Raw genomic sequence first — 13630 nt, forward strand, 5'->3', positions numbered from 1 at the left:
CCCGCCGTCAGGCGGTCCCACCTGCGCCGGTTCACGCTTGCATCATCCCGAAACGAATGCACGGCCAGGCTTAATGTCCGCTTAAGGCGCGCACAATAGAATGCGACGCCGCTGCTTTTGCGGTGTAATGCCGCAGCCTTTCGCGCTCGCGCGGGCAGCCCGTCTGTCCGGCCATGGCGACGCTCCTTCGAACCCTGAACGTTCACAACGGAACCAAGAAATGGGCCAATCAGAAGTCCTGACCAACCGCCAGACCGGTGCGAGCCTCACGCGGCCGACCCTGTCCAGCCACCTGGCGTTCACCGCGCTCAGCGTCGTTGCGCTGATGGTGATGTTCTCCCTGCTGCGCGTGGCACTGCTCGTCTACAACCGCGAGCTGATCGGCAGCACCCCGGCGTCCACTTTCGTCGAGGCCTTCATCACCGGCATGCGCTTCGACATCCGCGCGGTGGTCTACATCGTCGCCCCGCTGGTGTTCGCCATCGCCAGCGTGCGCGCCATGGGCTGGCGTTGGCTGTGGGAGACCTGGCTGACCATCGCCGCGAGCATCACGCTGTTCCTCGGCGTGCTGGAGATGGACTTCTACCGCGAGTTCCACCAGCGCCTGAACAGCCTGGTGTTCCAGTACATGTCCGAAGACCCGAAGACGGTCATGAGCATGATCTGGTACGGCTACCCGGTGGTTCGCTATCTGCTGGCCTGGGCCTTTGCCACCTGGATCCTGTACCTGCTGTTCCGCGGCATCGACCGCGCCACCCGTCCGGATGCTTCCGGTCCGTCCGCCGCCGTCTGGTACATCCGCGTGGCCGTGATGCTGGTGGTGATCGTGCTGTGCGTGGTGGCCGCTCGCGGCACCCTGCGCCAGGGCCCGCCGCTGCGCTGGGGCGATGCCTTCACCACCGATTCGATGTTCGCCAACCAGCTGGGCCTGAACGGCACCCTCAGCCTGATCAAGGCTGCCGAGAGCCGCTTCCTGTCCGAAGACCGCGACAACATCTGGAAAGCCACCCTGCCGGTGGACCAGGCACGCGATGTGGTGCGCCAGATGCTGGTGATGCCGGACGACAAGCTGGTCGACGCCGACGATGCCGCCGTGCGCCGCGACTACACCCCGCCGGCCGACGGCACCCTGCCGATCAAGAACGTCGTGGTGATCCTGATGGAAAGCTTCGCCGGCCACTATGTCGGTGCGCTGGGCGGCAAGGGCAACATCACGCCGTACTTCGACAAGATGAGCAAGGAAGGGCTGCTGTTCACCCAGTACTTCTCCAACGGCACCCACACCCACCAGGGCATGTTCGCCACCATGGCGTGCTTCCCCAACCTGCCGGGCTTCGAATACCTGATGCAGACGCCCGAGGGTGGCCACAAGTTCTCCGGCCTGCCGCAGCTGCTGTCGGCGCGCAAGTTCGAGGACGTCTACGTCTACAACGGCGACTTCGCCTGGGACAACCAGTCCGGCTTCTTCGCCAACCAGGGCATGACCTCGTTCATCGGCCGCAACGACTTCGTCAATCCGGTGTTCTCCGACCCGACCTGGGGTGTGTCCGACCAGGACATGTTCGCTCGCGGCAACGAGGAGCTGGACAAGCTCGAAGCCACCGGCAAACCGTTCTATGCCCTGCTGCAGACCCTGTCCAACCACGTGCCCTACGCACTGCCCAAGGACCTGCCGGTGGAGCGCGTGACCGGTAACGGCAGCCTCGACGAGCACCTGACCGCCATGCGTTATTCCGACTGGGCGCTGGGGCAGTTCTTCGAGAAGGCGAAGAAATCGCCGTACTACAAGGACACCCTGTTCGTGGTCGTCGGCGACCATGGTTTCGGCAGTCCCGAGCAGTTGACCGAGATGGACCTGTTCCGCTTCAACGTGCCGCTGCTGCTGGTTGCCCCGGGCATCCAGGAGAAGTTCGGCGCGACCCGCGATACCGTCGGCACCCAGATCGACATCGTGCCGACCATCATGGGCCGCCTGGGCGGTGAAGTGCGTCACCAGTGCTGGGGCCGCGACCTGCTGAACCTGCCGGCTGGCGACAAGGGCATCGGCGTCATCAAGCCGTCGGGCAGCGAGCAGGTGGTCGCCGTGATTTCCGGTAACCGCATCCTCATCCGTCCGAAGGAAGGCGATATCCGCGTCTACGACTACAAGCTGGGCAGCGACTTCGGCGTGAAGCGTGTGGACGGCGCGTCCGACCAGGAGAGCCTGCGCGTGCGCCTGGAGTCCTTCATCCAGACCGCGACCAAGAGCCTGCTGGACAACACCGCTGGCGTGGTGGACGGCAAGCCTGACGTGAAGTGATCGAGCGCTGAGTGAAAAGGGGCCTTCGGGCCCCTTTTTCATTCACTGACGGAGCATCCTGTAGGCGCGGACAATGCCCGCGATCGCGCGTGTGGCGCGCTCCTAGAAGGCTTATGCCAGGCGCTGCGGATAGGAAATAAGCAACCCGATTAACGGTAAAAAGCAGTTATAAAGTAAGACCACATCGATCTAATGGATTATAAGAAAAGCCGTTATCCTGCCGCCCACACCACGAGGTGATCAGTTTCGCCAGTCAGGACGCGTAGATGGATGTTGGCAATATCGGTTTCGTAATCGCGGGTCTTGTCGTTGGCTTTATCGTTGGAATGACCGGTGTCGGCGGCGGTTCGCTGATGACGCCGATTCTCCTCTGGTTCGGTATCAACCCCGCTGCCGCCGTGGGCACTGACCTGCTCTATGCCGCCATTACCAAGTCCGGCGGCGTCCTGGTTCACCGCAAGAACGACAACATCGACTGGCGCATCACCGGCTGGCTGGCCTTGGGCAGCGTTCCGGCGGCGGCGCTGACGCTGCTGTTCCTGCACAGCCTGCACACCGATACCGCGGCCATGAACGCCGTGATCAAGAACGCCCTGGGCGTCGTGCTGCTGCTCACTGCGCTGGCAGTGCTGTTCAAGAAGCAGGTGCTGGCCTTCGCCCAGCGCCATGCCGGCGACAGTTTCCACTTCAGTGGCTCGAAGCTGAACACCCTGACCGTGATCACCGGCGCCATCCTCGGCGCGATGGTCGCGCTGACCTCCATCGGCGCCGGCGCATTGGGCACCGTGGCACTGTTCATCCTCTATCCGTTCCTCGCCACCCGCCGCCTGGTGGGCACCGAGATCGCCCACGCGGTACCGCTCACCCTGGTCGCCGGCCTCGGCCACGCCAGCATGGGCAACATGGACTGGGGCCTGCTGGGCTACCTGCTGATCGGCTCGTTGCCGGGCATCTACGTCGGCAGCCACCTGGCCGGACGCATTCCGGACGGCATCCTGCGGCCGTGCCTGGCCGTGATGCTGGCGATGATCGGCTACAAGCTGGTCTTCTAAGCGCCAGCTTCCCGAGCGCTCAGCCGCGACGGAAACGCCCCGGCGTCACGCCTTTCCAGCGGCGGAAGGCGTGAATGAAGTTCGACACCTCGCCATAGCCGAGCCGCTCGGCAATCTCCTCCAGACGAATCGCCCCGGTGGCCAGCAACTCCTCGGCCAGCGCCTGGCGTACCTCGTCCAGCAAGGTGCGATAGCTGCTGCCTTCGGTTTCCAGCCGGCGGCGCAGCGTGCGCGACGTCATGTGCAACTCATCTGCCAGTTGCTCCATGTCCGGTAGCCGCCCCGGCGTACCCAGCAGTCGATCACGGATCTGTCCGGACAGCCCGGTGCGCACCTGGCGCCGGGCGAGCAGGGCGCGGCACTGCTCCTCGCAGCGGCGCGCCACCTCTGGGTTGGCGCCCGGCAGCGGCATGTCGAGGATGCGGCTGTCGAAGACGATGCGGTTCTCCGCCTGGCCAAAGAGCGGCGTCACGCCCAGTTCATCGATGTACGGTTGCAGGTCGGCCGGCGCCTCGCGGCGGAACAGCGCCTGGCGGATTGGCGGCGGCTGGTTGGTGAGATCGCGCTGGATACGCAGCACGCCGCCGCCGTCGCGGTCGATGAGGAAGTCGCGCAGGTCTTCCGGCACCGCTGAGTCGTCCAGCACCAGGTGCGCCTCGCCGTCGTGCTCCTCCAGCGTCATGCGGTGGAAGGCGTAGGTCAGGTCGAGGTAGCGCAGGCCCAGGTGCGCCGCGCTGAGGAAGGTCGAGCTGCTGAGCAGGGCGAAGCCCCAGATGCCATAGGTGTTGAGGTGATAACGCAGGCCAGCCTTGAGGCCGATACCGGGGCGCTGGCCGATCTGCCGGTTGATGTTGCGCAGCAGCTCCAGTTCCTGGCTGGCTTCCACCTCGGCGCCCGGGTCGGCGAGCACGCCGATGTCCAGGCCCGTGCCATCCAGGCACTGTTCCAGGGTCATGCCGTGGTCGAGGCCGAACTGCGTCATGAGCTGCACGCTGATGGCGCTGCGCCGCGGCGACCAGGCTGGAGTGGCAGGCATCGGAACCTCGGCTTTCAAATGACCGAAAATCAGGGGTGACCGAAAGTCACAATTTTATGTCCGACTATGCCATAACCTGCGGTAGGAAGTCGCACTAGGATGGTGTCATCCGCCGTTGTGCGGACTTCGAAACCGGGAGCACAACAATGACAACATCATCCCGTCGATCGGCCGCCCCGCGCGTGCTGATCATCGGTGCCGGCTTTGCCGGCCTGGGCCTGGCGATCCGCCTGCAGCAAGCGGGCATCCAGGACTTCCTGATCCTCGAGAAGGCTGCCGACGTCGGTGGCTGCTGGCGCGAGAACGTCTATCCGGGCGCCGCCTGCGACGTGCCTTCGCATCTGTACTCCTTCTCCTTCGAACCCAAGGCCGATTGGTCGCGCAAGTTCGCGCCCCAGGCGGAAATCCTCGACTACGCGCGGCACTGCGCGGACAAGTACCGCCTGCGTGAGCGCATCCGTTTCAACTGCGAAGTGCGCGAGGCGAGCTTCGACGAAGCGGCCGGCGAGTGGCGGGTGACCTGCGCCGACGGCGAGGAGCTGCGCGCCCAGTCGCTGGTCTGCGCCCTCGGCCAGCTGAGCCGCCCGCTGATCCCGAAGCTGCCGGGCATCGAACGCTTCCAGGGCAAGGCGTTCCACTCCGCGCAGTGGGACCACGGCGCGCCGCTGGAGGGCAAGCGCGTCGCGGTAGTCGGCACCGGCGCCAGCGCTATCCAGTTCGTCCCGCAGATTGCTCCGAAGGTGGCCGAGCTGCTGCTGTTCCAGCGCAGCGCCGCCTACGTGATTCCCAAGCCGGACCGCCCCTACGCCGACTGGGAGCGTCGCATCAAGTCGCGCCTGCCCTGGCTGCAGCGTCTGGACCGGGGCCTGAAGTACATCCAGCATGAGGCCCGCGCGCTGGCCTTCACCGTATTCCCGCCGATGATGAAAATCATGCGGATCAGTTTCCACCTGCACATGCGCAAGAGCATCAGCGATCCGCAACTGCGCGCGCGGCTGGAGCCCGATTACCCCATGGGCTGCAAGCGTATCCTGATCAGCAACGACTACTACCCGGCGCTGGCGCGCAGCAACGTGAAGCTGGTGGATACCGGCATCCGCGAAGTCACCGAGGACGCCATCGTCACCCGCGACGGCGTGCGGCATCCGGTGGACACGATCATCTACGGCACCGGTTTCGCCGCCACCGAGTTCCTCGCGCCGATGCAAATCACCGGCCTCGCCGGGCGCGAACTGAACCAGGCCTGGAGTGACGGTGCCGAGGCCTACAAGGGCATCAGTGTCAGCGGCTTCCCCAACTTCTTCATCCTCTACGGGCCGAACACCAACCTGGGGCACAACTCCATCATCTACATGCTGGAGAGCCAGTTCCCCTATGTGCTCGGCTGCCTGCAGCGAATCCAGCGCGAGGGCCTGAAGTACCTGGACCTCAAGCCGCAGGCGCAGCAGGGCTTCAACCGCCAGTTGCAGCACGACCTGCGGCACACCATCTGGGAGCGCGGTTGCAGCAGCTGGTACAAGACCGCCAGCGGGCGCAATACCGTGAACTGGCCGGGCTTCACCTTCCGCTATCGCCAACAGACCCGTCAGCCGGAGTTCGCCGACTATGACTGCATCCGTTGAACCGCAAGTGCCGCTGTCGACCCGCCAGAAGCTGCTGACGGCCGCCCTGCGTGGCGCGCTCAACCTGCTGTTCCGCGGGCTGATGGGCCCGCAGTTGCCGGTGAAGGCGCAGCGCGCTTTGCTGCGTGGGCTGACGGCCGCCACGCTGACGCCGCGCGGCGTGCACCGGGAGCAGACGACGCTGGGCGGCGTTCCCGCCGAAGTCTGGCGGCCGGAAGGTGTCGGCGAGGGCAGGGTGATCCTCTACCTGCACGGCGGTGCCTATCTGATCGGCTCACCGGCCACGCACCGGGCGATCACCGCCAACCTGGCGCGGCGCTGCAAGGCCGAGGTCTGGGTGATCGACTACCGCCTGGCGCCCGAGCATCGCTTCCCCGCTCAGCGTGAAGATGCCGTGGCGGCTTACCGCGCTCTGCTGGACAAGGGCATCCCTGCGCCCGCCATCGCGGTGGCCGGGGATTCCGCCGGCGGTCACCTGACCCTGCAGCTGGCGCTGGAAGCCAAGGCGCAGGGCTTGCCGATGCCCGGTGCGCTGGTGACCTTCTCGCCGGTCACCGATCTCTCCAATGAACACCTGCACGCGCCAGCCGCGGGCGACCCGCTGATCACCCGCGCCTGGATGGACAGTGCCATGGGCATGTTCTGCCCGCCGGGCGTGCCCCGCGCGGACGCCCGGCTGTCGCCGCTGCACGCTGATCTGGGCGGCCTGCCGCCGCTACTGATCCAGGTCGGCGAGGACGAGGTGCTGCGCAACGACAGCCTGCGCTTCGTCGATGCTGCGCGGCGCTATGGCAATACCGTGCAGCTGCAGCGGTTTCCCGGTTGCTGGCACGTGTTCCAGGCCCACGCCGGCCTGCTGGACGTGGCCGATCGCGCCTTGCAGGACGTCGCCAATTTTCTCGCCAGCCATTTGCGGGCCGGGCACCCGCAACCCACCTCAATGCAAGGAATGCAGCGATGAACACCATCCTGATCAGCGGGGCCGCCTCTGGCATCGGCGCCGCCACCGCCAAACTGTTCCACCAGCGCGGCTGGCGCGTCGGCCTGATCGACCTCAATCCCGAGCCACTGGCGGCGCTGGCAGCCGAGCTGGACGGCGCCTGGCAGCGGGCGCTGGATGTCACCGATGCCGAGGCGGTATCGGCGGCGGTGCGCGAGTTCGCCGAAGCCCACAACGGGCACCTGCGCCTGCTGTTCAACTGCGCGGGCATCCTGCGTTTCGGGCGCTTCGAGGACATCAGCCTCGCCGAGCACAACCGCATCATCGCCATCAACGTTCAGGGCGTGCTCAATTGCTGCTATGCCGCGCTGCCTTACCTCAAGCGCACGCCGGGCGCGCAGGTGCTGAACATGGGCTCGGCTTCCGGGCTCTATGGCGTGCCGCAGATGGCCAGCTACTCGGCGTCGAAGTTCGCCGTGCGCGGGCTGACCGAGGCGTTGGAGCTGGAGTGGCGGGAGCTGGGCATCCGCGTCGCCGACCTGATGCCGCCCTTCGTGCGCACGCCAATGGTCGCCAGCCAGACCTTCGAGCCGCCAGTGCTGCGCCGCCTGGGCGTCACCCTGGTGGCCGAGGACATCGCCCAGGCCGCGTGGCGGCAGGCCCAGAGCGGCGGTGTGCACCGGCCCATCGGCGCGATGTTCCGCGCCATGTACTGGTCCGGCCAGCTCTCGCCGCCGGCGATCAACCGCTGGGTGATGGCCTGGCTCAGTCGCTGAGCGCAGCGCGCGGGCGTTCACGGTCCGCTTCGAGATTCTCCTGGAGAACGGCTGCGATCAACGTCACTGTCGGGCGCTCCCATTAGACTGCGTACTGGAAATCCGCCCCGGCGCCTTCTGGCCGGTGCGGCAACGCAGTGAAGGAGCCTGATTCGTGGAGCAATCGCGACTTTCCTGGAAAGCCGCCTGGAGCAAGGCTTGGAGCGACCTGACCGATCCGTTCGACCGGCTCAGCGAGGTCGCCTTCGGGGTGATCATGGCGCTGACCATCATCTCGGTCATTCCCACCGCCGCCGATGGCGCAGGACGACAGCAACTGGTGCTGGCGGCGCTGGGCTGCAACCTGGCGTGGGGCATGGTCGACGCCCTGATGACCCTGGTTGGCATGCGCGTGGACCGTGAGCATCGCCACGCCGGCCTGCGCGCCCTGCGCCGGTCGGCGGACGAGAAGAGCTTCCGCGAAGGCCTGCGGGAATTCCTCCCGGACCTGATGGTGGATCACCTGCAGAGCAGCGACGTCCAGCGCCTGCGCGGCAACTTCCTGAAATCATTGCTCGGTACCGGGGAAGCGCCGAGCCTGGGACGCGAGCATTGGCTGGCGTGGCTGATCCTGGCCGGGCATACCTTCCTCGCGACCTTGCCGATTATCCTGCCGCTGCTGGTTATCCGTGACGACCTGTTGGCGCTGCGCCTGGCGCAGATCACGGGTTTGCTGCTGATGTTCGGCCTGGGCTGGCTGCTGGCGCGCTGGGCTGGCGGCCGGCCGTGGCAGGGCGCCGTTGGTTTCACCGCGCTGGGTGTGGCCATGACTGGCATCTGCCTGGCGCTGGGGGGGTAGCCATCCTGGATGGCGCCATCGGGCTGCCGCCTGTCGCCGCCGAACGGGCCTTGGTGTCAAAGTAGCGGCAGGGCGCGCCGCCAGACGCTACGCTGAGCAATGTGGCCGGGAGATTTCCGCTGCGCCGCTCGGCGCGTTCGGCGGAGTTGGCCACCATTTCGGGGGACGTTGCGTCATTTGACGTTTCCCGGCGGCACACTGAAGTGCCCGGAATGCGCCCGCGCAGGGCGTGTTCGTTGGCGGGGAATACACTCTGAACGTCTCGACAGGAGGTGCGTACCATGGAAAAGCCCCTCTCGGAGGATATCAGCGTCAACGTGTTGCGCCGGATGAAGGAAGGTGGCTTCGATTTCGCTCGTATTCATCCCATCGATTTTTTCGCCATCTTTTCCGATGAACAGAACGCCCGTAAAGCTGCCCGGCAGTTTCGCGGCGAGTCGCTGAGAACCCAGGTCGAAGCGCGCGATGACGGCGGCTGGAACCTGCAGATCAGCAAGGTGATGTTCGCCACCCATGCCGCCATCGGCGATTTCGAACACGACCTTGAGGAAGTCGTGGTGCCACTGGGCGGTACGCTCGATGGATGGGGCGTGACCCAGGAGGTCACCTCCCTGCGTTGATCGCAACACGTCGTTGAGCCGTCTTGCGACGGCCGATCTTCTACCCGCGTTTTTCACCTGTGCTCTTTACCCGTAAGAATGAAAATGCGCGCCGTCGCCAGCTGTGACGGCGCGCCTTTCTTCGTCCGGGGAACGGCGCCAGGACGGCAGCCGTGCAAGGACGCGCTTGCGGACACGCCGGGTTTCCTCACCGCCACCGATGCGGCAGACTGCCGCGCGGAGGTGACCATGACCGATATCCTGATCCTGACCCACGTCGATTTCTGCCCGCCCGGCCACCTGGGCGCGCTGCTCGACCGACTGCAACTGCCGTTCGACGTGCGCCGTGTCGATCTGGGCGAGCTGGATGGCTACGACCTGGAGCGGCCGAAAGCCGTCGCCATCATGGGTGGGCCCATGAGCGTGAACGACGACCTGCAATGGCTGCGCGACGAGATCGCCGCGATCCGCCGTTTCATCGAGCGCGACGTGCCGATGATCGGCCACTGCCTGGGCGGCCAGCTGCTGGCCAAGGCGCTGGGCGCCGATATCCACCGCCTGCCTTACACCGAGATGGGCTGGCAGCCGATGCGCCGTCAGGAAGGGCAGAGCCCGTGGCTGGCGCACCTGCCCGAGGAATTCCCGATCTACCAGTGGCATGGCGATACCTTCGACATTCCCAACGGTGCCACCCGCCTGCTCTCCAGCCCCTGGTGCGAGAACCAGGGCTTCAGCTTCGGCGAGCGCATCCTTGGCCTGCAGGGCCACCCGGAGATGACCGAGGAACTGGTGAGCGGCTGGGTCAATGGCTTCCCGGAATACCAGGACCCCAGCCAGCCGAGCCAGGAGTGCGCGGAGGCGATGCTGGCCGACCTGCCGCAGAAGGTCGCGGCGATGAACCGCGTGGCAGAGGGTTTCTACCAGCATTGGCTGAAGCTGGCCGGGTTGGCCTGATCCTGCTGTTTCGGTACGGCGGCGAGCCATCGCGGACGGAGTCCGCTCCTACGAGATCAAGAGCCCCTCACCCTAACCCTCTCCCGCACGCGGGAGAGGGGACCGTTCGGTGCAGGATGAAGCCTTGGTGTCAGCCGGCACGGACTGCCCCCTCTCCCTGAGGGAGAGGGCTGGGGTGAGGGGGGAGCGCAAGCACGGACTGACCAGAAGAGCGCAACCGTTCTTACCGGTAATCCGCTCCTCCACCGACTCAATGCTTGAACATGATGTGCCGCGCCACGGTGTAGTCCTCCAGGCCGTACATGGACAGGTCCTTGCCGTAGCCGGACTGCTTGAAGCCGCCGTGGGGCATCTCGCTGCACAACATGAAGTGGGTGTTCACCCAGGTGCAGCCGTACTGCAGCCGCGCCGCCACCCGTGAGGCGCGGCCGACATCCTTCGTCCACACCGACGAGGCCAGCCCATAGTCGGAGTCGTTCGCCCAGCGCACCGCCTCGTCGGCGTCGCTGAACGGGGTCACCGAAACCACCGGGCCGAACACTTCGCGGCGGACGATCTCGTCGTCCTGCTGGGCGTTGGCCACCACCGTTGGTTCGTAGAAGAAGCCATTGCCGCTGACAACCTTGCCACCCGTGGCGATCTGAATGTGCGGGCTGGCCTTGGCGCGCTCGACGAAGCCGGCGACGCGGTCGCGCTGGGCCGCGGTGATCAGCGGGCCGAGTTCGGTGTCAGGGTCGTTCTGCAGACCCGTCTTCAGGCTCGACACCGCGCTGGCGAGGTCGGCGACGAAGTTGTCATAGACCTTCTTGCCGGCGTAGATGCGGCACGCGGCGGTGCAATCCTGCCCGGCGTTGTAGAAGCCGAAGGTGCGGATGCCGGCGATCACGTCTTCCAGGTCGGCGTCGTCGAAGACGATCACCGGCGCCTTGCCGCCCAGCTCCATGTGCAGGCGCTTCACGCTGTCGGCGGCGCTGCGGATGATGGCCTTGCCAGTGCCCACCGAGCCGGTCAGCGAAACCATGCGCACCAGATCGTGGCTCACCAGGGGCGCGCCCACGCTCGGGCCGCGGCCGAACACCAGGTTGACCACGCCAGCGGGGAACAGCTCGGCGATGAATTCGGCCACCCGCAGGGCAGTCAGCGGCGTCTGCTCGGAAGGCTTGAGCACCACGCAGTTGCCGGCGGCCAGGGCCGGGCCGAGCTTCCACGCGGCCATCATCAGCGGGTAGTTCCAAGGCGCGATGGAGGCGACCACGCCCACCGGGTCGCGGCGGATCATCGAAGTGAAACCGGGGAGGTATTCGCCAGCGGCGGAGCCGGGCAGCACACGGCAGGCGCCGGCAAAGAAGCGGAACACGTCGGCGATGGCCGGGATTTCGTCGTTCAGCGCGGCGGCGTAGGGCTTGCCGCAGTTGTCGGATTCCAGCCGGGCCAGTTCCTCGGCGTGTTCCTCGATGCGGTCGGCCAGGCGCAGCAGGAGCATGGCGCGGTCTTTCGGCGCAGTCTGCGACCAGCCGTCGAATGCTGCGTCGGCGGCGCGCACGGCGCTGTCCACCTGCGCCTCGCTGGCCTCGGCGATCTGGCCGATCACGGTGCCGGTGGCGGGGTTGAGAATATCCAGCGGGGCGCCTTCGCCGGCGACGAACTGGCCGTTGATCAGGAGTTTGGTTTGCATCGGAGGCTCCTTTTCTTCAGTGGGTTTCCCTCTCCCCAACCCTCTCCCTGAAGGGAGAGGGAGCTGTCCGTGTCGGCTGACACTACGGTTTCAGCCGGCGCCGATCCGGTCCCCTCTCCCTTCAGGGGGAGGGCTAGGGTGGGGGCGTTTGGCACAGAGTCATTTCCCGCTCCCAGCCACATCGCTGGTCCCGCGCGTCAGGTAGTAGGCGCCGAGGATCGGCAGCATGGTGGCGAGCATCACCAGCATGGCGACGACGTTGGTGATGGGCACATCGCGCGGGCGGCTCAGCTGGTTGAGCAGCCACAGCGGCAGGGTGCGCTCGTGGCCGGCGGTGAAGGTGGTGACGATGATCTCGTCGAACGACAGGGCGAAGGCCAGCATGCCGCCGGCCAGCAGCGCCGTGGCGATGTTCGGCAGGATGATGTAACGGAAGGTCTGCCAGCCGTCGGCGCCCAGGTCCATGCTCGCCTCGATCAGGCTGAAGGAGGTGCGGCGGAAGCGCGCGATCACGTTGTTGTAGACGATCACCACGCAGAAGGTCGCATGGCCGATGACGATGGTCAGGAAGCCCGGCTCGATTCCCAGTGTCTTGAACGCCGAGAGCAGGGCGATACCGGTGATGATCCCGGGCAGGGCGATGGGCAGGATCAGCATCAGCGAGATGCTCTCCTTGCCGAAGAAGTCGCGGCGGTACAGCGCGCCAGCGGCCAGGGTGCCGAGGACCATGGCGATCAGCGTGGCCACGCAGGCGATCTTCACCGACAGCCAGATGGCGTCGAGCACGTCGCCGCGCTGGAAAGCGATGCTGAACCACTTCAGGGTGAAGCCCTGCAGCGGGAAGCTATAGGCCGACTCCTCGGTGTTGAAGGCATAGAGCAGGATCACCAGGATCGGGAAGTGCAGGAACACCAGCCCGCCCCAGGCTGCCAGGCGCAGGAACCAGGAGGGGCGATCGGTGGAGTGTGCGTCAGAGCGCATCGAAGGCCCCCAGTCGCTTGGCGATGGACAGGTAGACGGCGATCAGCACGATGGGTACCAGGGTAAAGGCCGCCGCCAGCGGCATGTTGCCCACCGCGCCCTGCTGCACGTAGACCATGGTGCCGATGAACAGCCCGCTGGGGCCGACCAGCTGCGGGATGATGAAGTCGCCCAGGGTCAGGCTGAAGGTGAAGATCGAGCCCGCCACCACGCCGGGGAAGGCCAGCGGCAGGATCACCTGGAAGAAGGTTTGCCGCGGGTGCGCACCGAGGTCCGCCGAGGCCTGCAGCAGCGATGGCGGCAGGCGCTCCAGGGCGGCCTGGATCGGTAGGATCATGAACGGCAGCCAGACGTAGGTGAACACCCAGAAGCGCCCCAGGTGCGAGGTGGATAGCGTGTTGCCACCCACGCCTGGCACTTGCAGCAGCAGGTCCAGCAGGCCGAGCAGGTGCAGGTGCTCGATTATCCAGTAGAGGATGCCGCCCTTGGCCAGGATCACCGTCCAGGCGTAGGCCTTGACGATGTAGCTGGCCCACATCGGCAGCATCACTGCGATGTAGAAGAAGGCCTTCTCCTTGGGCCCGGCATAGCGCGCCATGTAGTAGGCGATGGGGAAGGCGAGGACGGCGCTGGCCACCGACACGGCAATCGCCATGCTGAAGGTGCGCAGGACGATGTCGTAGTTGGCCGGGTTGAACAGGGCCTGGTAGTTGGCCAGGGTCAGGTCCGGCGTCACCGCCATGGTGAAGTCGTCGAAGGTATAGAAGCTCTGCCAGAGCAGGGCGAACAGCGAGCCGATGTAGATCACCCCGAACCACAGCAGCGGCGGGATCAGCAGCATCAGCAGGTAGAGCGTGC

Annotated in this window: 12 protein-coding genes; 8 read left to right on the forward strand and 4 right to left on the reverse strand. The window is 66.0% G+C overall.

The genetic code is table 11. From position 1 onward, the window contains the following. The first annotated feature begins 220 nt into the window (after positions 1 to 220). Positions 221 to 2299, forward strand: a complete 2079-nt coding sequence (locus tag IB273_RS00370) for an LTA synthase family protein (protein WP_192222930.1) — start codon at positions 221 to 223, stop codon at positions 2297 to 2299. A gap of 266 nt (positions 2300 to 2565) precedes the next feature. Further along, positions 2566 to 3351: a sulfite exporter TauE/SafE family protein gene (locus IB273_RS00375; protein WP_081520618.1), complete on the forward strand. Its 786-nt coding sequence runs from the start codon at positions 2566 to 2568 to the stop codon at positions 3349 to 3351. A 19-nt stretch (positions 3352 to 3370) separates the two neighbouring features. On the opposite strand, the gene IB273_RS00380 is transcribed toward IB273_RS00375, so the two are convergent. Beyond that, positions 3371 to 4387 (reverse strand): AraC family transcriptional regulator, encoded by a 1017-nt coding sequence (locus IB273_RS00380; protein ID WP_192222931.1) that lies wholly within the window; start codon positions 4385 to 4387, stop codon positions 3371 to 3373. 146 nt (positions 4388 to 4533) lie between these two features. Here IB273_RS00380 and IB273_RS00385 point away from each other — a divergent pair, with 146 nt between their 5' ends. From IB273_RS00385 to IB273_RS00410, 6 genes are all read left to right on the forward strand, one after another. Continuing rightward, a complete protein-coding gene (locus tag IB273_RS00385; RefSeq protein WP_192222932.1) occupies positions 4534 to 6009 on the forward strand; it encodes a flavin-containing monooxygenase in 1476 nt (491 codons plus the stop codon). After that, complete coding sequence (locus tag IB273_RS00390) at positions 5993 to 6970, forward strand: alpha/beta hydrolase (protein ID WP_192222933.1); 978 nt, start codon at positions 5993 to 5995, stop codon at positions 6968 to 6970. The genes IB273_RS00385 and IB273_RS00390 overlap by 17 nt, the downstream gene beginning before the upstream one ends. After that, the gene (locus IB273_RS00395) at positions 6967 to 7725 is read left to right on the forward strand and encodes an SDR family oxidoreductase (RefSeq protein ID WP_192222934.1); all 759 of its coding nucleotides are present in this window, start codon (positions 6967 to 6969) and stop codon (positions 7723 to 7725) included. Before IB273_RS00390 ends, IB273_RS00395 begins: the two co-directional genes overlap by 4 nt. A 154-nt stretch (positions 7726 to 7879) precedes the next feature. Then, on the forward strand, positions 7880 to 8563 hold the full coding sequence (locus tag IB273_RS00400; protein WP_192222935.1) for a hypothetical protein: 684 nt from the start codon (positions 7880 to 7882) through the stop codon (positions 8561 to 8563). Positions 8564 to 8844: 281 nt separating this feature from the next. Then, the gene (locus IB273_RS00405) at positions 8845 to 9183 is read left to right on the forward strand and encodes a ribonuclease E inhibitor RraB (protein ID WP_045208619.1); all 339 of its coding nucleotides are present in this window, start codon (positions 8845 to 8847) and stop codon (positions 9181 to 9183) included. Between the two features lie 228 nt (positions 9184 to 9411). After that, entirely contained in the window at positions 9412 to 10116 is a 705-nt protein-coding gene (locus IB273_RS00410) for a type 1 glutamine amidotransferase (RefSeq protein ID WP_192222936.1), read from the forward strand. Between the two features lie 250 nt (positions 10117 to 10366). Here IB273_RS00410 and IB273_RS00415 read toward each other — a convergent pair whose 3' ends face one another. From IB273_RS00415 to IB273_RS00425, 3 genes are all read right to left on the reverse strand, one after another. Then, positions 10367 to 11791 (reverse strand): gamma-aminobutyraldehyde dehydrogenase, encoded by a 1425-nt coding sequence (locus IB273_RS00415; protein ID WP_192222937.1) that lies wholly within the window; start codon positions 11789 to 11791, stop codon positions 10367 to 10369. 159 nt (positions 11792 to 11950) lie between these two features. Then, positions 11951 to 12772: an ABC transporter permease gene (locus IB273_RS00420; RefSeq protein WP_081520610.1), complete on the reverse strand. Its 822-nt coding sequence runs from the start codon at positions 12770 to 12772 to the stop codon at positions 11951 to 11953. Then, positions 12762 to 13613, reverse strand: a complete 852-nt coding sequence (locus IB273_RS00425) for an ABC transporter permease (RefSeq protein ID WP_225601947.1) — start codon at positions 13611 to 13613, stop codon at positions 12762 to 12764. Before IB273_RS00425 ends, IB273_RS00420 begins: the two co-directional genes overlap by 11 nt. Positions 13614 to 13630: the final 17 nt, after the last annotated feature.

This window comes from Pseudomonas sp. PDM19 (genome assembly GCF_014852215.1).
GTDB lineage: Bacteria > Pseudomonadota > Gammaproteobacteria > Pseudomonadales > Pseudomonadaceae > Pseudomonas.